Genomic DNA, 20956 nt, shown 5'->3' with positions numbered 1-20956 from the left:
GCGGTGATGGCACCGCGACGTTGCCAGTACCCGCCGACCCGGCGGACCTCACAGCGCAGACCCAACCGGCCCCAAGATCTATGAAAACCCGGGGCCCAGCGGCTGCGGCGGGGCCGATAGGCGAGGATGGCAGGCATGCAGATCGTCGTACTGGCCGGCGGCATCGGCGGGGCAAAGTTCCTCGCCGGAGTGCGTGCGGTCGCGCGGGAATCCGGTTCCGAAGTGACCGCGGTAGTCAACGTCGGAGACGACGTGACCCTGCATGGCCTGCGCGTCTGTCCCGACCTCGACAGCGTCATGTACCGACTGGGTGGCGGCGCCGACGCCGAACGCGGCTGGGGCCGGCAGGACGAGACCTGGACGGTCAAGGAGGAACTGGCGGCCTACGGCGCCGAGCCGACCTGGTTCGGCCTGGGCGACCGGGACATCGCCACCCACCTCGTACGGACGCGGATGCTCGACGCCGGGTACCCCCTGTCTGCGGTCACGGAGGCCCTGTGCGCCCGCTGGCGGCCGGGGGTACGCCTGCTGCCCGCCACCGACGACCGGGTCGAGACGCACGTTGTCGTGGAAGAGGAGGGGAAGCAGCGCGCCATCCACTTCCAGGAGTGGTGGGTGCGTTACCGCGCCGAACTGCCCGCGAAGCGCTTCGTCTTCGTCGGCGCCGAGACCAGCAAACCTGCCGCGGGGGTCCTCGACGCCCTGGCCGCCGCCGACGTCGTCCTCGTCGCGCCCAGCAACCCGGTCGTCAGTATCGCCCCGATCCTCGCCGTGGGCGGAATCAAGGAGGCGTTGACGGCGCCCGTCGTGGGGGTCTCCCCCATCATCGGCGGCGCACCCGTACGCGGGATGGCCGACAAGTGCCTGGCTGCCCTCGGAGTCGAGTGCAGCGCCGCCGGCGTCGGCAACCTGTACGGCGCGCGGGGCGCCGGGGGCGTGCTCGACGGCTGGCTGGTCGACCCCACAGACGCCGGCGTCGCGATCCCCGGGGTGACCGTCCGCAGCCACGACCTCTGGATGCGGGACGAGAACGCCACCGCCGCGATCGTACGAGCCGCCCTGGAGGTGGCCGGTGCTTGAGGTCCGTCCGGTCACCGGTATCGGCGAGGTCACGCCCGGCACCGATCTCGCCGACCTGATCACGACCGCCGCGCCGTGGCTCGAGGACGGCGACGTGCTCGTCGTGACCAGCAAGATCGTGAGCAAGTCCGAGGGCCGCCTGGTCGAGGTGCCGGCGGAGGACGGGCCCGAGCGGGACGCCGCGCGCGACGTGGCGATCGCCGCCGAGACCGCCCGCGTGGTGGCCCGCCGCGGCCCGACCCGCATCGTGCAGACCCACCACGGCCTGGTCATGGCCGCCGCCGGCATCGACGCCTCCAACGTGGAGCGGTCCCGGCTGGTCCTGCTCCCGGTCGACCCCGACGCGTCGGCCCGCGCGCTGCGCGCCGCCCTCCGCGAGCGCCACGGCCGGCAGGTGGGGGTCGTCATCACCGACACCATGGGCCGCCCGTGGCGACTGGGCCTGACCGACGTGGCGATCGGCGCGGCGGGGGTGCTCCCGGTGCGTGACTACCGGGGCGACGTCGACCCGTACGGCAATGAACTGCACGTCACCGAGGTCGCCGACATCGACGAACTGGCCGGCGCCGGCGAGTTGGTCAAGGGCAAGTTCGACCAGGTGCCCATCGCGGTGATCCGCGGCTACGGCGGCGTGACCGACGACGACGGCCCCGGCGCGCGAGCCCTGGTACGCGACGCCGAGATGGACATGTTCTCGCTCGGTACGGCCGAGGCACGGGCGCTGGGGCGCTCGGAGGTGGCCACCCTCGCCGACGCGACCGAGTTCGCCCACGCTCCGGTGGACCCCGACCTGGTGGCGGCGGCGCTGGAGGCCGTGAGCGCGAGGAGTGAGCGAAGCGAGCCCCGCAGTCGCGAACAGGTCGACACAGTGGGCGCCGCCTTCACCCACGTCACCGACGCGGGCGTCCGCGACAAACTGCGCGACCTGGCGCCCAGCGGCACGGCCGAGTTGGTGGTCGTGCACGTCCCCGCCGACGCCGACCGCTGGACGGTCGCTGAAGTGGGCGCGACCGTCCACCGGTTGCGCGCGGCCCTCGCTTCCGCCGATCTGAGCAGCGCCTGGGTCCGCGCCGACGCTGCGACGATCACGGACCTCGCGACGCTGCCCGCCGGCCACGAACCGCTCGGCCTGCTGGCGATCGGAGCGCCGGCGAAGCGTCAGATGTAGGAGTCGCCCCGCTCCTTCAGGCCGTCGACCAACTTCTTGACGTCCTGGGCGCGGTTTCGCGGGCACACCATCACCGCGTCCGGCGTGTCCACGATGATCAGATCGTGGACGCCGACGGCCGACACCAGCCGGCCGGAGCGCGGCACCACCACGGTGCGCTCGGTGTCGTAGAGCAGCACCTCGGACTTGCCGCCCGCGCCGTCGTCCGCCTCGACGACGACGTTGCCGCGCTCGTCGCGCTCCATCACGTCGCCGAGGGTGTGGAAGTCGCCGACATCGGTCCAGCCGAAGTCACCGGGCACCGTACCGACCATTCCGGCGGCGGCGGCGCCCTCCATCACGGCGTAGTCGACGGAGATCTTCGGCAGGGTGGGCCAGACCTCATCCAGGACCGACTGCCGGTCACCCCCGTCCCACGCCTGGGCGATGCGCATCAAGCCGTCGTGCAACTCTGGCTGCTGGCGGGCGAGTTCGGCGAGGAACACGTCCACCCGCCAGGTGAACATGCTGGCGTTCCAGTAGTACCGGCCGGAGTCCACATAGGAGACAGCGATCTCGTACGGCGGCTTCTCGGTGAACTCCTCCACCCGGCTGACCGGGCCGTCGCCGAGAGGCTCGCCACAGCGCAGGTAGCCGTAGCCCGTCTCCGGGTGGGTCGGGGTGATCCCGATGGTCATCAGCAGGCCAGCGCGCGCACCGTCGATGGCGGCACCGACGGCCGCGACGAAGGCGTCGTTGTCCCGGACGAGATGGTCGGCGGCGAACGAGCCCATCAGCGCCTGCGGGTCACGCGTCGAGATGAGGGCGGCCGCGAGACCGATCGCGGCACACGACTCGCGCGGCGACGGCTCGACCAGAATGTTCGTGTCGGGCAGCGCCGGCAACTGGCGGGCGACGGCGGCGGCGTGCGCCAGGCCGGTCACCACGTACATCGTCCCCGGCTCGGAGAGCGCGCCGAGGCGGTCGACCGTCGCCTGCAACAGGCTGGCGGACGTGCCGGTCAGCGCGTGCAGGAACTTGGGGTGCCCTGCTCGCGACAGGGGCCACAAACGAGTGCCGCTGCCACCAGCGGGAATGACCGCATAGAACACGCCGACCATCATGCCGGTCGGCTCACTGTAGGCACACACACGGGTACCGGGACCTGCATCACGCTTGCTTACGAGCCGTCCGATCCGGAATCAAGTCGACGCCACCGCCGCCCCCGGCGGCTCGCGCCCAGGCAGCCAGGTGCACCTCGGCACTGGACTCCCAGGTGAACTCCTTCGCGCGGTCGACGCCCGCCTTGGCCATGGCCGTACGGCGAGGCTCATCATCGAGCAAGCTGCTCAGGTCGCGGGCGATCTCGTCCGGATTGGGCCCGGTGTAGGCCACCGCCTCGCCACCGACCTCCGGAAGCGACAGCCGGGGGGTGGTGAGCACCGGCGCGCCGCAGGCCATCGCCTCCAGGATCGGCAGGCCGAAGCCCTCCCCATAGGACGGATAGGCCGCGATCAGCGCACCGCCAAGGAAGCCCGGCAGATCCGCATAGCGAAGGTAACCGGGGCGCAGCAACCGCAGGTGCGGTGGGACCTCGCTGACCGCCTGGTCGATCTCGTCGTCGTGGCCTTGCCCACCCGCGATGACCAGCGCCGGCGGATCCTCGCGGTCGCCCACCGCCGCCGCCCAGCCCCGGATCAGGTTCGGCACGTTCTTGCGTGGCTCCTTGGCGCCGAGGAAGGCGATGTAGTTGAGGCCACCGAGGCCGAGTCGCGCGCGCACCCGGGCCTTCTCGTCCGCACTCGGGACGTGGAAGGCCTGGGAGTCGACGCCGTGGTAGGCGACGTCGATGCGGGTCGGATCCGCGTCCAGCAACCGGATCAGCTCATCCCGGGTCGCCTTGCTCGGCACGATCACGCGAGCGGCGCGGCGAAGCGAGGTTTTGATCGCTGACCGGAAGAAGGTGCGACGGGACTTGTCGTAGTGCTCCGGCTCAGTGAAGAACGTCGCGTCGTGCACGGTGACCGTGACCGGGCAGTTGGTGCGCAGCGGGCAGGTGTAGAACGGCGAGTGCAGCACCTGTGCACCGACCTGCTGGCCGAGCAGCGGCAGGCCGGTCTGCTCCCACGCCAACCGGGCCGGGCGGTGCGCCACGGCAGCGGGCGCGGCGATCACCTTGGCAGAAGGAAGCAGCCTGCCGTAGCGCTCGGCGTCCGTGCGCTGGCAGACCACGGCCAGATCGACGTCCATGTTCCCGAGCGCGCCGAGCAGACCATCGACGTAGCGCCCCACCCCACCGCGGTCGGCCGGGACACTCGTGGCGTCGACTAGCACGCGGGGCGGGCGGCCGGCGGTCACTGGGCAGCTCCTCGACTCGTTTGTGGTAGCGCACCAACTAGGCTCCGGTCGGCGCAACTTCGCACTGTACGCGGAGTCACACCCCGCCGGTGCCGCGCGGGGGGCGCGGAGGTTCGGCATCTGTTCGCCAGCCTACTGCTCTCGACCCACCGCCCGATGTCCACAACGCGTACCCGCGTTGGAATCGACAAAACGACTACCCCAAGGTCGTCGGCACATCACCCACAGTGCCGATTTGGTAACTGCCCACTCTCTGGACGATCCAGTTGCCGGTCGCGGCGCCACGGGCCGGCGGACGCCACACGGCGAAGTCGGCCTTCCCATCACCGTCGTACTGACCCGGCACCGGCACGTCGCCAGGGTTACCGAAGCGCACCGGCGCCTTGCCGCGCAGGTACCACAGCCCCGACTTGGGTGAGAACGTGGTCGGCTCAGCCTTTCCGTCGCCGTTGTAGTCAGCGGGCACCGGAATGTGCCACGGCGAGCCAAGGTAGACCTTGCTCATCCCCCGGATCTCCCAGAGGCCGAGCTTCGCCCGGTACACGGCGAGATCGGCCCGCCCGTCGCCGCTGTAGTCGGCCGGCACCGGCCGGTCGCCCGGCTTGCCGAACACCACGTCCGCGGCGCCGCGCACGTGCCAGGTGGCGGTCTTCGGCGTGAACGTCGCCGGCTCGGCCCGCCCGTCGCCGTCGTAGTCCGCCGGCACCGGGGTGTCGCCGGCCTGCCCGAGCACGAAGCTCTCGGTGGTGCCAGCAGCGGAGTTCTGGATCGTCCACACGCCGGTCACCGGCGACCAGGTCGCGATGTCCAACTGGCCGTCACCGTCGTAGTCGGCCGGAACCGGCAGGTCGCCCACCTGCCCGGCCCAGGACACCGTTGCGTCACCCAGTTCGGTGAAGGTCGCGCGAGCCGGGTTCCACATGGCGAGCGTGCGTCGCATCGTCTGCGGGTGGGCCCATGCCCCCATCAACTCGTACGCCCGGTCGCGCACCGTAGGCAACACGACCTCTGCCAGCGCCTTGTCGGCGGCGAAGACCCGCGGAACCGTACCGGACGTCTGCGCCGACGGCTTCGCCTCCGTCGTCTTGGATGTGGCGGGCTTCGACGCCTTCGGCGCGGCCGACGTCGCGCTCGGCGCCGCGGCGACGGGCAGGGCCCGGTTCGCGGACGCTGACCCGGTCGCCTTCGGCGGGCTGACCTTCGCGGACTCGGTCTCCGCCGTCCCCGGCAGCGTGGCGTACCCGCGGGGGTCGACGGCGGGGCCGATCGACAGCTTCCAGGCGACGTAGCGCGCGGCGGCCTCGACCACCGGCGTCGGTGCCTGCGGCGACGCCTGGACGGGCGCGGGGCCGCCGAGAACACCGATTCCCGCGGTACCGCTGTTGCGCCCCGGCGTGTGCGCGCCGATGACAGCGCGCGACAGCCCGCCGTAGCGGCCTTCCCAGAGTCGGCCGAACCGGTCGACCAGGACGTTGTCCCCGAGGTCGCCCCAGCCGCGGGTGACCGCCTGATAGTAGAAGAGCGCCCGGAGGATCCGGGGGACGTCGGTCTCGGTGTACTCGCCGCCGACCGACTGGTCGTGCCAGGCGAGCGCGCGCAGGTTGACGGCGTACTGCGGCGACCAGACCATCAACCGCTCGTCGGCCCCCCACTCGGAGCGGGCGTGGATCGGGGGCCGCCCGACCCGGGACGCGTCGACCGCGACCGTGGTCACGGACGGCACCTCCACCGCATCCCCGGGCGCTTCCCGCGGGTCGATCAGGTCCACGGCCACGTCTCCCGGGGCGGTCGGACCCGCGTACGTCACGACCACCTCGATGGCGTCGCCGGTGCCGAGCCAGACGAGTTGGGCACCCTGCCGCACGCCCGGGCCGGTCCCGTCGTAGCCGCCGCTGGGCGCGGCGGTGCGCCAGGAGCCCCAGGTGTCAGCCCCGGTCCGGCTGCGCACGGCGACGCTGACCCCGTCCGCGGGGCCCGTCCAGGTGACGCCGGCGGCGCGGAACGGTGCCAGGCCTTCCCGAGTCAGGTGCAGCGACCGGGCACCCTGCTGGTTCGCCGAACCCGCCACGAGCGGTACCCCTTCGGGCACGCCGTCCTGGCCGACGACGCCGGCCGCGGGTGCGTCGAAGCGGCCCAGGAGCAGCCGGGCGGCGCCGGGGGTGAGCCCGTTCGAGGTCGGGCCGGCCGGCGGGGTGATCGTCGGCGACGGCGCCGGGGTCTCGGTGACCTCCGCGCCGCTCGTCCCGCGGGCAAGCTGCACGACCGTCGGGACCCGGTCGGTGTTCCCGACCCCAGCCACGATCAACGGAACCGCCGCCGCGGCAACGACCCCCGCTGTGATCAACCGGTATCGTCGCCGTGACCGTGCCGCCATGCCGCTCACGCCCTACCGCCATTCGCCCGATTTGGAGTACCTCGTGGTTATATCTGCTAAAGGCGGTTTAGGTAACGTTCCCGCCGTATTTCGTGCCGCAATTGCTGCGGATCCCACACGGCCGCTGCTCACGTTCTACGACGACGCCACCGGCGAGCGGACCGAACTGTCCGGCACGACGCTGGAGAACTGGGTTGCCAAGACCGCGAACCTGCTCGTCGACGGCTGCGGCCTGGGCCCCGGCGATCTCGCCGCCGTCGTGCTCCCCCCGCACTGGCAGACCGCCGCTGTCCTTCTCGGCGCATGGTCGGCCGGGCTCACGGTCACCTATGCGGACCCGGTGCTCACGGAAGCCACCGAACCGGCCGAGGTCAGCTTCGTGACGGCCGACCGGCTGGCGACCGCCCCCGAGGCCGGCGACCGGTTCGTGCTCGGCCTCGCCCCGATGGCCCTACCGATGCGGGAAGTGCCGGCGGGGTTCGTCGACTACGTGGCTGAGGTACGCGGCCACGGCGACCACTTCCGCCCGTACGCTCCGGTCCGCGACACCGACCCGGCCACGGCCGACGGCACCACGCAAGAGGAGTACTGCCGGGCGGCGCGGGGGCTGGCGGAGGCGCGCGGCATCGGCCCGGCCGACCGGGTGCTCGTGGACGCCGCCGAGGCGGCCGATCCGCTGACGTGGCTGCTCGCGCCGCTGGTGGCCGGCGCGTCCATCGTGCTGTGCGCCAACCTCGACCCCGCCGCGCGTCAGCGCCGGCTGGAGATCGAGCGGGTCACCCGCGTCCTCTCATGATCCTGAGACTTTTCGTGTCAGCACACGGAAAAGTCTTCGGGATCATGGGTGCGGGCGGGCGGCGGCGAGCTTCTCGAACGCGGTCAACGACTCGGGGTTGACCAGCGCGCCCTTCGCGGCGGCCGACTCCACCGGCGTCCCGGTGAGGATCCGTTTCACCGGGACCTCGAGCTTCTTGCCCGACAGCGTCCGGGGCACCGCCCGTACCTGGAAGATCTCGTCGGGCACGTGCCGCGGCGACAGCGCGGTACGTAGTTCGCGGGCGATCCGGGCGTGTAGCGCCTCGTCCAGCTCACGACCCTCGTCGAGCACGACGAACAGCAGCAACTCCCCCGCGCCGCCGCTCGGGTCCTCCAGGTGCACCACCACGGAGTCCACGACCTCGTCGAGCCCCTCGACCACGGAGTAGAACTCGGCGGTACCCAGGCGTACCCCGCCGCGGTTGAGCGTGGCGTCGGACCGGCCGGTGATCACACACGAGCCCCGCTCGTCGATGGTGATCCAGTCGCCGTGCCGCCAGACCCCCGGGTACGCGTCGAAGTACGCCTCCCGGTAGCGCGAGCCGTCCTCGTCGCCCCAGAACCCGACCGGCATGCTCGGCATCGGCTCGGTGATGACCAACTCCCCCAACTCGCCGACGATCGGCTTGGCGTCGGGCCCGAAGGCCTCCACCTTCGCCCCCAGCGCCCGGCAGGAGATCTCCCCGGCGTACACCGGAAGCAGCGGCACCCCGCCGACGAACGCGGTGCACACGTCGGTGCCGCCGGACGCGGACGCCAGCAGCAGGTCCTTGCCCACCGCTTCGTATACCCAGCCGAACCCCTCGGGCGGCAGGGGCGCTCCGGTCGAGCCCACCCCCCGCAGCTTCGACAGGTCGGCGATCTCGCGCGGCACGATGCCGGCCTTGCGGCAGGACAGCAGGAACGGTGCGGAGGTACCGAAGTAGGTCATGCCCGACTCGGCGGCGATCCGCCACAGCTCACCCAGGTCCGGGGCGGCCGGGTTGCCGTCGAAGAGCACGATCGCGCTGCCCACGGCCGGACCGGAGGCCAGGTAGTTCCACATCATCCAGCCGGTGGTGGAGAACCAGAAGAACCGGTCACCGGGGCCGAGGTCGTGGTGCAGGGCGAGCATCTTGAGGTGCTCGAGCAGGATCCCACCGTGGCCGTGCACGATGGGTTTGGGCAGCCCGGTCGTCCCGGACGAGTACAGCACGTACAGCGGGTGGTCGAACGGCACCGGTTGGAAGCCCATCGGCTCGCCGGTCGGCGCCGCGAGCTCGGCCCAGCCGTCCGGGCGATCAGCGTCCAGATAGGACATGATCACCGTGTGCTCCAGCGACGGCAACGCCTCCTGGATGGCCGCCACTTCCCCGGTACGGTCGACCGCCTTGTCTCCGTAGCGGTAGCCGTCGACCGCGACCAGCACCTTGGGCGAGATCTGCCGCCACCGGTCCACCACGCTGCGGGTACCGAACTCCGGGGCGCAACTGGAGAAGACCGCGCCGAGGCTGGCCGTGGCGAGCATCAGCACATAGGTCTCGGGGATGTTCGGGGCGTACGCCGCGACCCGGTCGCCCTGCGTGACCCCCAGGCGCGCAAGCCCCGCCCGGACCCGGCGGACCTCGTCGCGCAACTGCGCCGCGGTCAGCGTGACGGGCGCCCGGGTCTGCGAGTACGCGAGCACGGCCGGCTCGTCGTCGCCGATTCCCGGCATGCGCAGGACGTTCTCGGCGTAGTTCAGCCGTGCTCCGGTAAACCACCGGGCGCCGGGCATGCGCGCGTCGCCCAGCGTCTCGCTCGGCTCGGTCGCGGCGAGCACGTCGAAGTAGTCCCAGATCGAGCGCCAGAACGCGGGCAGATCGTCGACCGACCACTGCCACAGCGCGGCGTAGTCGCCCAGGTCCCGGCCCCGTTCCTGGGACAGCCACCGAAGATAGGCGCCGATCCGTGACCGGTCGCGTATATCACTAGGTGGCGCCCACAGCACCTCGCCTGCCATAAGGCGTCATCCTTCCACGGGCCGCGGCGCAGCAGAATGGGCCCGCGACACCTACGAAGGTCAGATCTGTGGTGGTCCGGCCGCCTCGCGGGAGGCCTGGATCGCCTCCCGGCGGGCCAGTCGGTGTGCCCGCCGGATCTCCGCCTCGCGCCAGCGGCGCTCGTCCTCGGCGGTCTCCGGAACGACCGGCCGGACCTCGCGCGGGTTGCCGTCGGCGTCGACCGCCACGAACACCAGGTACGCGGTCGCGACGTCGAGGGGCTCGTCCCCGGCCCGGTTCCAGCGCTCGGCGACCAGCCGCACGCCGACCTCCATGGAGGCCGTGCCCGTCCAGTTCACCTGGGCGTGCGCGTGTACGAGGTCACCGGTGCGCACCGGTTCCAGGAACGCTATCTCGTCGATGGCGGCGGTCACCGCGGTGCCCCCGCAGTGCCGGGCGGCAGCGGCACCCGCCACGTCGTCCATGAACTTCATGATCACTCCACCGTGGACGGTCCCGTACAGGTTCACGTCCACGGCGGTCATGATCCGGCTGAGAGTCACCCGTGAGTACGACGTGGGCTTCCCGTCAGACATGCACTTGCTCTTTTCATCTTGCTGGCTGGGCTTAGCCACGAAGCAGCTGGCGCGCCATGACGATGCGCTGTACCTGATTCGTGCCTTCGTAGATCTGAGTGATCTTGGCGTCGCGCATCATGCGCTCGACCGGGAAGTCCTTGGTGAAGCCGTACCCGCCGAGAAGCTGGACGGCGTCGGTGGTGACCTCCATGGCGGCGTCGGAGGCGAAGCACTTCGCCGCCGCGCCGAAGTACGTCAGGTCGGCGTCGCCGCGCTCGGACTTGCCGGCCGCGGCGTAGGTGAGCTGCCGGGCCGCCTCGACCTTCATGCCCATGTCGGCGAGCATGAACTGGATGCCCTGGAACTCGGCGATGGCCTTGCCGAACTGGCGGCGTTCCTGGATGTACCCCTTGGCGAAGTCCAGCGCGCCCTGCGCGATACCGACGGCCTGGGAGGCGATCGTCACCCGCGTGTGGTCGAGAGTGCGCATCGCGGTGGCGAAGCCGGTCCCCGGCGCTCCGATCATCCGCGACGCCGGGATCCGCACGTTGTCGAAGTACACCTCGCGCGTCGGGGAGCCCTTGATGCCGAGCTTCTTCTCCGGCGCGCCAAAACTCACCCCGGCGTCGGACTTCTCCACCACGAAGGCGGAGATACCGCGCGCGCCGACTCCGGGCTCGGTGACCGCGAACACGGTGTAGTACTCGGAGACGCCCGCGTTGGTGATGAAGCACTTCACGCCATTGAGGACGTAGTGGTCACCGGCACGCTCGGCGCGGGTCTTCATGGACGCCGCGTCGCTGCCCGCCTCGCGCTCGGTCAGGCAGTACGAGAACATCGCGTCCCCGGCCGCCACCGGCGTCAGGTACTGGCGCTTGAGCTCCTCGGAGGCCGACAGCAGCAGCGGCATCGTGCCCAGCTTGTTCACCGCGGGAATCAGCGAGGACGAGGCGCAGACCCGCGCCACCTCCTCGATCACGATCGCCGTGGCGAGCGCGTCGGCGCCGGCGCCCCCGTACTCGACCGGGATGTGCGGAGCGTGGAAGTCGGCCGCCCGCAGCGCGTCGTAGGAGGTCTGCGGGAACTCCCCCGACTCGTCGGCTGCCGCGGCGCCCGGTGCCACCTTGCCTTCACAGACCGCGCGCACCGCCTCCCGGATCGCCTCGTGCTCCTCCGGCAGTTGGTAAACGTCGAACTGCGAATCCGCCATAGCTCTGCCTCCCGATCGGCCTGCGCGGGTGTCAGGATACCCACGAGTAACTTACGGCTGCGGGCACGGTCGGCGGGTTGGGACTATCCTCGCCCGAGCAACGTCCAAGTCGACCACCGTGGTCGTCATGTGGCTGTTAACGCAGTATTGACGACTTTTGTCCGGGTACTGCTCAGACATATATTGACAGCGAGCGGCCAGCGCAACACCCCCGTGCGCCGGAGCCCTTCACACCCACCGGAGACATGGCGTGACCATCCCGTACCCCAGCACGACACCCGCAGCTGTGACGCCATCGTCCGGCGCTGTGAGGCCGCGTCTGACCTTCCTCGGCACCGGCTACCTCGGGGCGACGTATGCGATCTGCTTCGCCGAACTGGGGTACGAGGTACTCGGCGTCGACGTCGACGAGGCGAAGATAGCGATGCTGTCCGAGGGCCAGGTGCCGTTCCACGAGCCCGGCCTCGACGAGCTGCTGCGCAAGAACCTCGCCTCGGGCAAGCTGCGCTTCTCCACCTCCTATGAGGAGGCTGCACAGTTCGGCGACGTGCACTTCATCTGCGTGGGCACTCCGCAGCGCGCCGACGGCATGGCCGCCGACCTCTCCTATGTCGAGAGCGCCGTGACCAAGCTCGCGCCGCACCTGACCCGCAAGGCGCTCATCGTCGGCAAGTCGACCGTCCCGGTCGGCACGGCCGAGTGGATCGAGCAGTTGGTCCGCCGGCACGCGCCGGCCGACGCGGGCGTCGAGGTGGCGTGGAGCCCGGAGTTCCTGCAGGAGGGCTTCGCCGTCGAGGATGTGCTGCGCCCCAACCGCATCATCGTCGGCGTGAAGAGCGAGTGGGCCAACGCGATGCTCTACGCCGCGCACAAGGGCGTGTTCGACCTGGCCGTCACCGAGGACCGCGAGGTGCCCGTCGTCGTCACCGACTTCGCCACCGCCGAACTGGTGAAGGTCGCCGCGAACGCGTTCCTGGCCACCAAGATTTCATTCATCAACGCGATGGCCGAGGTCTGCGAGGCGGCCGGCGCCGACGTCACGCTGCTGGCCCGCGCGATCGGCTACGACCCCCGGATCGGCAACAAGTTCCTGCGCGCCGGGGTCGGATTCGGCGGCGGCTGCCTGCCCAAGGACATCCGGGCGTTCCAGGCCCGGGCCCAGGAGATCGGCGCGGGCGAGGCGCTGCGGTTCCTGCACGAGGTGGACCTGATCAACCAGCGCCGCCGCCAGCGCGTCGTCCAGCTCGCGGCCGAACTGCTCGGCCGCCCGTACGGCCCCGCCGGGCCGGACCTGTCCGGCGTACGCATGGCCGTGCTCGGCGCCGCGTTCAAGCCCAACTCCGACGACGTTCGCGACTCGCCCGCCCTCTCCGTGGTGCGCAAGCTGGCCCGCAGCGGCGCGCAGGTGACCGTGTACGACCCCGAGGGCATGGAGAACGCCAAGCGCGACTTCAGCGACGTCTCGTACGCCAAGGCGATGACCGAGGCGGTCACCGGCGCCGAACTGGTCTGCGTGCTCACCGAGTGGGAAGAGTTCCGCAACGCCGACCCGCAGGCGCTCGGCGAGCTGGTCGCCGGCCGCCGCGTCATTGACGGGCGGAACTGCCTCGATCCGTCGGTGTGGATCGCCGCCGGCTGGGAGTACCGCGGCATGGGCCGGCCCGTCACTCCCTGAATTCGTTCTTCCCGCGTTCCCGCAGGTCATGGATATCTTCGGATAGTTCGATCAACTATCAGCCGGCGATATTCATGATCGTGGGGCGCGGAACGCTGCCGAAACCCGCAGAATCTTCCTGTCGAGGCCTCGCGTACGGGAAACTCCCGTAGGAGGCGTCGGGTGCGCCACGCACCCGACGGGCGGGAGGGAGCGGCGTGGACACCTATCAGTGTCCGGTCTGCGGCGGCACCGTAACCCGGGACGAGGGCTGCCACGGCTGCGGGCGCCCGTACGACAAGGACGTCGCCGCGCTGGCGATGTTCAAGCGGACGGTGGCGGCGCTCGAGGCCAAGAAGCGCCAGTACGAAAAAGACCAACTACTCCTGAAAAGCCAGCTCGCGCACGCCTCGGCGCAGCGCGACTCCCTCGCCCGCCGGGTACGCGCGAAGTTCGACCGGGAGGCCGGCGCCCGCGGCCCGACCCGCTCGCTGCGCTCCCGGATCACCCGGCGTGGCGACACCGAGCCCGTCACGGCCGACCCGGTCTCCTTCGGTGCCGGATACCCGCCCGAGCCGCCGGCGTCCCCGGCGCCGGCCGCAACCACGACCGCCGCCGCCGGTGCCGCTGCGCAGAAGGCACCCACGCCGACGAAGCAGGCGCCACGCCCGCCTCGCGACCCCCGAAATCTCCCACCCGCGATCGCCGCCCGCCTCCCCGAGGTGATGTCCCAGGCGCCGCCGCAGGTCCAGGTCCGGATTCCCGAACGCCCCCGCCCGCCGGTGACCGGCCAGGGGCGACTCGGCGGCGCCGAGACCACCACCGCGACCTCCCAGAGCGTCCTGCTGGCCGTCGGCGGCCTGCTGCTCGCCGGCGCCGCCGTCGTGCTCGCCGTCTTCGGGTTCGGCAGCCTCGGCGCGCCCGGCCGCGTCGCCCTGCTGGCCCTCGCCACCGTCATCCTGCTCATGCTGCCGGTCGAGTTGACCGGACGCGGCCTCGTCGCCACCGCCGAGACCATCGCGTCCGTCGGACTGCTCATGGTGCTGCTCGACGGGTACGCCGCCTGGTCGTTGGGGCTGCTGGGCTCGACGCTGATCAGCACCCCGGTCTACTTCGGATTCGTGTGCCTCGCCACGGCCGTCATCGCCACCGCGTACCGCGGCGCGAGCCACCTCATCGCCCCCCGCTACGCCACCGTCCTGGTGCTACAGCCGGTGCTGCCCCTGCTCGGGTACCCCTGGATCCACGGCCCGACCGGGTGGGGGCTCGCCCTCGCCGCCGTCGCGGCGCTCGACCTGGCCCTCGGGATCAGCCTGACCCGGCCCGGCCGCTTCGCGGCGCTGGCCGGGTTCGTCAAGCCCGTACACCTGCCGCTCGGGCCCCGCGCCACGGCCCCGCCCGAGGCGGAGCCGGAGCCCGCGCCGGTGGACCCCGACGCGCCGCCGGTACGGCCGGAGAGCGCGCCGGAGGAGCCCGAAGACGTCAAGACCTCGGCCGAATTCCCCGACCACACGCCGCCCGTCCGGCCGGAGCCCTCCCCCGCACCAACCCGAGCGCAGGAGGCACAGGCGCCGGCCATCCTGCGCGACGCGACGTGGGTGCTGTTCACCCTCGCGTTCGGCGCCGCCCTCGCGTACGCCTGCGTCGGTCTCATGACCGCCACCTCGCTCGCGCCGTCGGTACGCGCCGCGCTGGCCCTGCTGCTCGCAGCCGGCGTCGGCCTCGCCGGAGCCTCCGCCTGGCGGCGCAAGCCACTGCCCGACCTCACCGGCGCCCTGGCCACCCTCGCCGTCATCGTCGCGGTCACCCGGGTCGGCACGGTCGCGCTGCCGGGCCGCGCTCTCCTGTTCGCCGCCCTCGCGGTCGCGGTCGCCGCCGTGGTCGTACCCGTGCTCCCGCCAGACGCGCGGGACGGGCCACGCCTGGCCAGCGGCGTCGGCGCGGCGGTCACCGCGCTGGTACTGCTGTCAAAGGCCGGCCTCGCAATCGCCGCGCCGATCCGGGAAGCGCGTCCGTGGTGGTACGCCGACCTCAACGGGTACGCCTCCCGGATCGGCGCCGCCGCCGAGCCCTTGGGGTGGGAACTGGTCGTCGCGGGCGCCCTGTTGACCGTCGCCGTCGCGCTGGCGCTACCCGGCTCGATCCGGGTCAAGGCGGTGCTCGCCGGTGGGGTGCTGACGATTCTCACGATCCCCGCCGCAGGGCACCTCAACTGGGTGGTCACCCCCAGTCTGGTCGTGCTCGCCGCGATCGGGGTGTGCGCCAGCGGGCTGGTGGCCCGGGAGGAGAGCGCGGCGAACGGCTTCCTGATCGCCGCCGGGGTGCTCGGTGGGCACGCCGCCCTCAGCGGCCTTACCCACCCGGCGATGACGTCACTCACCCTCGGCGCGATCACGCTCGGCGGGTACGGGATCGTGATGCTGCGCCCGCTCCGCACCGGCCCGCAGGCCGAACTGGCGGCCCAGCGCGTCGGCGACTGGGCGGGCGGGGCCGCGGCCTTCGCGCTGCCCGGTACGGTCTGCGCCGGGCTCGCGGCGTTCGTACGCGATGGCGTCCTCCCCGGCGCCGGCCCGTCCTTCGTCCTCGCCGGCGGGTTCGTCGCCGTGTCGGGCACGCTCGGATACGCGGCCGTCCGGCTGGTCTCCCGGCGCCCCGTCAGCCGGCCGCTGCTGCTCGGCATCTCGCTCGGGGCGTTCACCGTCGCCTTCGCGGCGCTCGCCACCCGCGGCACGACCGTCATCGACATGGGCGTCGGGCTACTCCTGCTGACCAGCTCGATTCTGCTGTGGACAGCGCCCTCGCTGCACCGCCGGGTCGTGTTCGCCCAGGACCTCGACGGCAACGACATCGCCGCGGCGGCGGTCACCGCGAGCGCCACGGCGGCGCTGGCACGGGTACTCGCCCTGATCGTGCCCGGTATCGGGCTGGTGACCACGGCGGTGCTCGTACTCGCCGTCGCGCTCGGGGTCTCGGCGCTGCCCGCCCGGCAGCGGCGCGGCCCGGTCGCCGGCGAGATGGTCATCGGCGGCGTCATCGCGGCCGCCAGCGGCGTCGCGGCGATCAGCGCCGGGATCGGCGTGATCCACGCCGCCAGCCCGGTGTGGCACGCCGATCTTGGCCCGGCCTGGCGGCACACCGCCGAGCAGTACAGCCTGTACGGCTGGCAGCCGCCGGTCGCTCTGCTGCTGATCGCGCTGGCGGCGCTGGTCGTCGTGCCGAGTTCGCTCGGTGACGACATCGCGGCCGTCGCGATCGGGCTCGCGTCCGTGGCCGCCCCGATCGCCTTCGGCCTGCCGTGGTGGTCGCCGATCGTTTTCGGCCTGCTGACCTCGGGCGTCATGGGCGTGACCGCGGCGCTGTCGAAGCTGCCCCGGGTGGCGTACGCCCGCGGCGGAGTCGCCGCCGCGATCGCGGCCTACACCGCCGGAGCGAGCCTCGTCGGGCCCGCGTCGACCGCCGCCACGCTGTTCAGCCTCACCCTCATCGGCGTGCTGATCGGCGCCCTGGCCGGCCTGCGCCTCGACGACGCCGGTACCGCTCGCTCGCATCTCGTACCCATCGGGGGTGGCGCTTGCGCCGTCTCGGTGCTCTCGCTCGCCGGCGCCGCGGCAGCGATCACCGCGGGCGGACAGCATCCGCCGCCGGTGGTCCTCGTCGGCACGCTCGCAGCCGCCAGCCTCGCGCTGACCGTCGCCGGGCTGGCCTGCTGGCGTACGCCCGGGTTCCTGCCGTTCGTGACCGCGGCGGTCGCCATCGCCTGCACCGTGATCGCGCTCGCCGCGCTGCCCAACCGGCTGCCCATCGGTATCTACGGGGCGACCGGTGCGCTGCTCGGCGTCCTGGCCTCGCTGCTGCGGGCCGGCGCCGTCCGCCGGATCGGCTGGCGGCCCGAGGACGGCTGGCAACCGGTAGGCGGCTGGAGCCCCCGGCGCGCGTGGCAGCTCGACCGCTGGATCCCGGGCCGGGGCTGGCTCGCGATCGGCCGGTGGCGCCCCGCCGGCCAGGAGACCGGCTTCGGCGTCAGCGCGGTGGCAGCGAGCGCCGTGCCGGCGGCGATCGCCGTGGCGGCCGTCGCGCTGCCGCTGGTGGCCGCGCTGTTCGGCCCGTACCACTTTGCGCTGCACCCCTGGACGTCGACGCCGTCGGGCGCGGCCGACCTGTCCCCGTTCAACGGCTGGAAGGCTCACCCGACCGATGTGATCACGATGGCGGTGCTGACGTTCGCCGCCGCGCTCGCGGCTCTCGGGTTGGGCGGCGCCCGCGAGGCCATCGCCGACCGGACGGTGGCTGTCGTCGTCCCCGGTATCGGCCTGACGATGCTGCTCATCCCGGCCGCCGCATACCTCGGCCAGTTTCAGGCGACCTCCGCGCTGCTGGTCGCGACGCTGTGCGGGCTGAGCCTGGCGTTGACCGTGCCGCCCGCCCCGGACAGCGCGGAGCAGGCGCCGCTGCGGGTGGCGCGCCGGCTGGTGTTCGCACTGGCCGTTCTCGCCGCGATCGCCGGGCAGACCGGCAGTCTCGCGATGCGTTCGATGACGCTCCAGGCCCTCGCGGGCTCCGTGGTCGTCGGCGCGATCGGCGCGATCTGGGGCCGGTACCCGCTCGCCCGGATCCTCGGCTGGTACGTCGCCGTCAGTACGGCGCAACTACTCGCCGTCGCCGCCAGCCTCGCCGCCGACGCCCCCGCCCGCTGGGCGGCGTTCCCGCTGCTCGGCGTGTGCGCGGTGGCCGTCGCCCTGGCGGCGCGGCTGCCCCGGCTGCGTCCCACCGCCTCCATCGAAATGGAGGTCACGGTCATCGAGGCGACGGCGCTGCTCGGTATGGGCGGTGCACTCGCACTCACCATGGGGGCGCCCCGCTACACCGCGCTCGCCTGCACCGCGCTCGGTGCGATCCTCGGCCTGGCGGCGCTCCGCCCCGGCCGGCCCGAGAAGTACCTGCAGGGCCTGGTCTTCGCAGCAGCCGCGGCCGAGGTCATCGGCGTGTGGCTGCTGATGAGCACCGGCCGGGTCGCGCTGCCCGAGGCGTACAGCCTGCCGTTCGCGGTGTTCGCCCTGCTCGTCGGCGTCTTCGAACTGCAGCGCCGACCCGATCTGGGCAGCTGGTTGGCGTACGGGCCGGCGCTGGTCGCCGGCTTCCTGCCCAGCCTCGCCCTCGTCCTGATGACCGACACCGCGCCGCTGCGGCGGGTACTCGTGATCGTCGCCGGGGTGCTGACGCTGGCGGCGGGCAGCGTACGGCGGCAGAAGGCGCCGGTCGTGGTGGGCAGCGTGGTGACGGCCACCACGACGCTGCACGAGCTACTGCTGCTGTCGGCGATGCTGCCCTGGTGGCTGTTGCTCGCGCTGTTCAGCGCGGCCGGCGCGCTGCTGATCGGCCTGGGCGCGACGTACGAGAAGCGCCGCCAGAACGTGGCCCGACTGCGGGGCGCCCTGAACCGCCTGCGCTAGATCTCCGACTGGAGCGCCGCGTCCTTCTCCGCCACCAGGCGCTTGAGGTCCTCCTGGTACGCCGCCATCTTCGAGCGCAGCGCCTCGTCGGTGGCGGCCAGGATGCGCACCGCGAGCAGCCCGGCGTTGCGGGCGCCGCCGATCGACACCGTGGCGACCGGCACCCCGGCCGGCATCTGCACGATCGACAGCAGCGAGTCCATCCCGTCGAGGTACTTCAACGGCACCGGCACACCGATCACCGGTAGCGGCGTCGTCGAGGCGACCATGCCCGGCAGGTGCGCCGCGCCGCCCGCCCCGGCAATGATCACCTTCAGGCCGCGGTCAGCTGCGGTGCGTGCGTACTCGATCATCTTTTCGGGCGTCCGGTGTGCCGACACGACGTGCGCCTCGAACGCCACCCCGAACTCGGTGAGCGCCTCGGCGGCCGCCTTCATGACCGGCCAGTCCGAGTCACTGCCCATGATCACGCCGACATCAGGCATGCGGATCCCCACCCTCGGTCAGCCAGCGGGCCGCCCGCGCGGCGCGCGCCCGTACGTCTTCCATGTCATCGCCCAGCACGGTCACGTGCCCGATCTTGCGTCCGGGCCGAACCTGCTTGCCGTAGAGGTGTACCCGCGCGCCCGGCTCAGCCGCGAACAGGTGGTGCAGCCGCTCGTCGATCGACATGCCACCTTCCGTGCCGCCCAGCACATTGGCCATGACGACCGCCGGGGCGGCCAGCGAGGTGTCCCCCAGCGGGTAGTCGAGGACGGCGCGCAGGTGCTGCTCGAACTGGGAGGTTCGCGCGCCCTCGATCGTCCAGTGCCCGGAGTTGTGCGGGCGCATCGCCAGTTCGTTGACGACAAGGCCGTCGGCGGTCTCGAACAGCTCGACCGCGAGGATGCCGACGACCCCGAGCGCGTTCGCCACCTCGATGGCCAGGCGGGTCGCAGCGCACGCCAGGTCCTCCGACAGGTCCGGCGCCGGCGCGAGCACCTCCACGCAGATGCCGTCGCGCTGCACGGTCTCCACCACCGGGTACGCGGCGACCTGCCCGAACGGTGACCTCGCCACGACGGCGGCGAGCTCGCGGCGCAGCGGGACCTTCTCCTCGAGGATCAGCTCGGTGTCCGGCACGGGATCGTCAGGCCCGAGGACCCAGACGCCGCGACCGTCGTACCCGCCGCGCACCGCCTTGGCGATGATCGGCCAACCGACCTCGGCTCCGAAGGCCGCGATGTCACCGGGGTTCTCCACCGCACGCCACCGTGGGACCGGAAGCCCGAGCTCGGACAGGCGCTCGCGCATGGCGCGCTTGTCCTGGGCGTACCGCAGGGCGTCGGCGCCGGGAAGCACCGTGACACCCTCGGCCTCCAGTGCCCGAATGTGCTCGCCCGGCACGTGCTCGTGGTCGAACGTGACCACGTCACAGCCCTTGGCGAACTCCCGTAAGGCGGCGAGGTCGGTGTGGTGGCCGATGGCGACGTTGGGGGTGACCAGCGCGGCGCCGTCGGTGGGCGAAGTAGCGAGTACCCGCAGTGACTGGCCGAGCGCGATCGCGGCCTGGTGTGTCATCCGAGCCAGCTGACCGCCGCCGACCATGCCGACCACGGGCAGACCGGTGTGGGAATCCATCGGCGCAAAGACTACCTGGCGCGGCTCGACGATCGACGACCCCGCCCGAGGAGTCACAGCGCAGGACCGCGCCGCCGCAGCTCGTCGACGGCACCCAGCGCTCCGCGCAGCTCCCCCAGCCAGGCGTCGGCGTGCTGGCCGACCAGGCTCACGCACCAGGCGAGCGCGTCCGAGCGCGAACGGGCCACGCCCGACGCCACGAGGGTGTCGAGCACCTGCCGGTCGGGCTGGCGCAACCGGGTCATCACCGGCGCCGACAGCGTCGTGAACAGCTCGCGAGTGCCGCCGGCCACCGCACCCCAGCCGACCTTGCGCTTGTACCGGTGCTCCAGTTGCCGCGCGATGGCCATCCGCCGGTCACGGCTGGCCTCCCGAAACGAGGCGATCCGCCCCTGCTCGGCCGCTGCGCGGTCGGCGTCGCTGGCGTCCTGCGAGAGCGTGGGCGCCGGGAGCCGCCCGACGATGACGATCTCGTCGCGATCGATGTCGATCTCCGGCGTACCGGTGAACCAGTCATCCGGAACCGCCCCGCTGATCCAGGCCGGGGCGTCGTCGGCGGGCGGCGGCTCCTGGCGACCGCCGCCACGGCTCCACCCGGCACCGGCGGCCCCGTGTTCCGTCCTCATCGCGGGCCTCCTTCGCGCACGATTACATGCTTACATCGTTGCACGGATACGCGGACGGCGCAGCGAAGCAGTAAAGAGGGCC

At 72.1% G+C, this 20956-nt stretch carries 14 protein-coding genes; 5 read left to right on the top strand and 9 right to left on the bottom strand.

Annotation, left to right across the window (positions count from 1 at the left end):
- Window positions 1-135 precede the first annotated feature (135 nt).
- Together cofD and HC028_RS10480 are read left to right on the top strand one after the other, a co-directional pair.
- Window positions 136-1080: a 2-phospho-L-lactate transferase gene (cofD, locus tag HC028_RS10485; protein WP_168075777.1), complete on the top strand. Its 945-nt coding sequence runs from the start codon at window positions 136-138 to the stop codon at window positions 1078-1080.
- Window positions 1073-2248 carry a coenzyme F420-0:L-glutamate ligase gene (locus HC028_RS10480; protein ID WP_168075775.1) on the top strand — a complete coding sequence of 392 codons (1176 nt, stop codon included), beginning with the start codon at window positions 1073-1075 and terminating at the stop codon, window positions 2246-2248. The genes cofD and HC028_RS10480 overlap by 8 nt, the downstream gene beginning before the upstream one ends.
- On the opposite strand, the gene HC028_RS10475 is transcribed toward HC028_RS10480, so the two are convergent.
- From HC028_RS10475 to HC028_RS10465, 3 genes are all read right to left on the bottom strand, one after another.
- Window positions 2239-3339, bottom strand: a complete 1101-nt coding sequence (locus HC028_RS10475; protein ID WP_168075968.1) for a mannose-1-phosphate guanylyltransferase — start codon at window positions 3337-3339, stop codon at window positions 2239-2241. The genes HC028_RS10480 and HC028_RS10475 overlap by 10 nt on opposite strands.
- Window positions 3340-3397: 58 nt before the next feature.
- A complete protein-coding gene (locus HC028_RS10470) occupies window positions 3398-4585 on the bottom strand; it encodes a glycosyltransferase family 4 protein (RefSeq protein ID WP_168075773.1) in 1188 nt (395 codons plus the stop codon).
- A 196-nt stretch (window positions 4586-4781) separates the two neighbouring features.
- On the bottom strand, window positions 4782-6884 hold the full coding sequence (locus HC028_RS10465) for a peptidoglycan recognition protein family protein (protein ID WP_168075771.1): 2103 nt from the start codon (window positions 6882-6884) through the stop codon (window positions 4782-4784).
- Between the two features lie 73 nt (window positions 6885-6957).
- On the opposite strand from HC028_RS10465, the gene HC028_RS10460 reads away from it, so the two are divergent.
- On the top strand, window positions 6958-7755 hold the full coding sequence (locus HC028_RS10460; RefSeq protein ID WP_168075769.1) for a TIGR03089 family protein: 798 nt from the start codon (window positions 6958-6960) through the stop codon (window positions 7753-7755).
- Window positions 7756-7797: 42 nt separating this feature from the next.
- Here the strand turns inward: HC028_RS10460 and HC028_RS10455 are convergent, their stop codons facing one another.
- The 3 genes from HC028_RS10455 to HC028_RS10445 are packed head-to-tail and all read right to left on the bottom strand — an operon-like array spanning window position 7798 to window position 11524.
- The gene (locus HC028_RS10455; protein WP_168075767.1) at window positions 7798-9756 is read right to left on the bottom strand and encodes an acetoacetate--CoA ligase; all 1959 of its coding nucleotides are present in this window, start codon (window positions 9754-9756) and stop codon (window positions 7798-7800) included.
- 60 nt (window positions 9757-9816) lie between these two features.
- Window positions 9817-10332 (bottom strand): acyl-CoA thioesterase, encoded by a 516-nt coding sequence (locus HC028_RS10450; protein WP_168075765.1) that lies wholly within the window; start codon window positions 10330-10332, stop codon window positions 9817-9819.
- Between the two features lie 31 nt (window positions 10333-10363).
- Complete coding sequence (locus HC028_RS10445) at window positions 10364-11524, bottom strand: acyl-CoA dehydrogenase family protein (RefSeq protein WP_168075763.1); 1161 nt, start codon at window positions 11522-11524, stop codon at window positions 10364-10366.
- Window positions 11525-11774: 250 nt separating this feature from the next.
- On the opposite strand from HC028_RS10445, the gene HC028_RS10440 reads away from it, so the two are divergent.
- Both HC028_RS10440 and HC028_RS10435 read left to right on the top strand, forming a co-directional pair.
- Window positions 11775-13199: a UDP-glucose dehydrogenase family protein gene (locus HC028_RS10440; RefSeq protein WP_168075761.1), complete on the top strand. Its 1425-nt coding sequence runs from the start codon at window positions 11775-11777 to the stop codon at window positions 13197-13199.
- Window positions 13200-13396: 197 nt separating this feature from the next.
- Window positions 13397-18628, top strand: a complete 5232-nt coding sequence (locus HC028_RS10435) for an SCO7613 C-terminal domain-containing membrane protein (protein ID WP_168075759.1) — start codon at window positions 13397-13399, stop codon at window positions 18626-18628.
- On the opposite strand, the gene purE is transcribed toward HC028_RS10435, so the two are convergent.
- From purE to HC028_RS10420, 3 genes are read right to left on the bottom strand one after another with little or no spacing between them, the layout of a single operon-like run.
- Complete coding sequence (gene purE, locus HC028_RS10430; protein WP_168075757.1) at window positions 18625-19113, bottom strand: 5-(carboxyamino)imidazole ribonucleotide mutase; 489 nt, start codon at window positions 19111-19113, stop codon at window positions 18625-18627. The two genes, HC028_RS10435 and purE, sit on opposite strands and share 4 nt — an antisense overlap.
- A complete protein-coding gene (locus HC028_RS10425) occupies window positions 19106-20248 on the bottom strand; it encodes a 5-(carboxyamino)imidazole ribonucleotide synthase (RefSeq protein ID WP_168075755.1) in 1143 nt (380 codons plus the stop codon). The genes purE and HC028_RS10425 overlap by 8 nt, the downstream gene beginning before the upstream one ends.
- 53 nt (window positions 20249-20301) lie before the next feature.
- Window positions 20302-20874, bottom strand: coding sequence for a hypothetical protein (locus HC028_RS10420; protein ID WP_168075753.1), 573 nt, complete (start codon window positions 20872-20874; stop codon window positions 20302-20304).
- Between the last annotated feature and the right edge of the window lie 82 nt (window positions 20875-20956).

Origin of the sequence: Planosporangium flavigriseum, assembly GCF_011947225.1 — a bacterium.
In the GTDB taxonomy this organism is placed as follows: domain Bacteria; phylum Actinomycetota; class Actinomycetes; order Mycobacteriales; family Micromonosporaceae; genus Planosporangium; species Planosporangium flavigriseum.
This window is presented reverse-complemented; position numbering and strand designations above follow the sequence as displayed.

Excerpts from the sequence above, each read along its gene's own strand:
- HC028_RS10450 (WP_168075765.1), bottom strand. The coding sequence starts at position 10,332 with ATGTCTGACGGGAAGCCCACGTCGTACTCACGGGTGACTCTCAGCCGG.
- purE (WP_168075757.1), bottom strand. The coding sequence starts at position 19,113 with ATGCCTGATGTCGGCGTGATCATGGGCAGTGACTCGGACTGGCCGGTC.
- HC028_RS10425 (WP_168075755.1), bottom strand. The coding sequence starts at position 20,248 with ATGGATTCCCACACCGGTCTGCCCGTGGTCGGCATGGTCGGCGGCGGT.
- HC028_RS10460 (WP_168075769.1), top strand. The coding sequence starts at position 6,958 with ATGCCGCTCACGCCCTACCGCCATTCGCCCGATTTGGAGTACCTCGTG.
- cofD (WP_168075777.1), top strand. The coding sequence starts at position 136 with ATGCAGATCGTCGTACTGGCCGGCGGCATCGGCGGGGCAAAGTTCCTC.
- HC028_RS10420 (WP_168075753.1), bottom strand. The coding sequence starts at position 20,874 with ATGAGGACGGAACACGGGGCCGCCGGTGCCGGGTGGAGCCGTGGCGGC.
- HC028_RS10445 (WP_168075763.1), bottom strand. The coding sequence starts at position 11,524 with ATGGCGGATTCGCAGTTCGACGTTTACCAACTGCCGGAGGAGCACGAG.
- HC028_RS10455 (WP_168075767.1), bottom strand. The coding sequence starts at position 9,756 with ATGGCAGGCGAGGTGCTGTGGGCGCCACCTAGTGATATACGCGACCGG.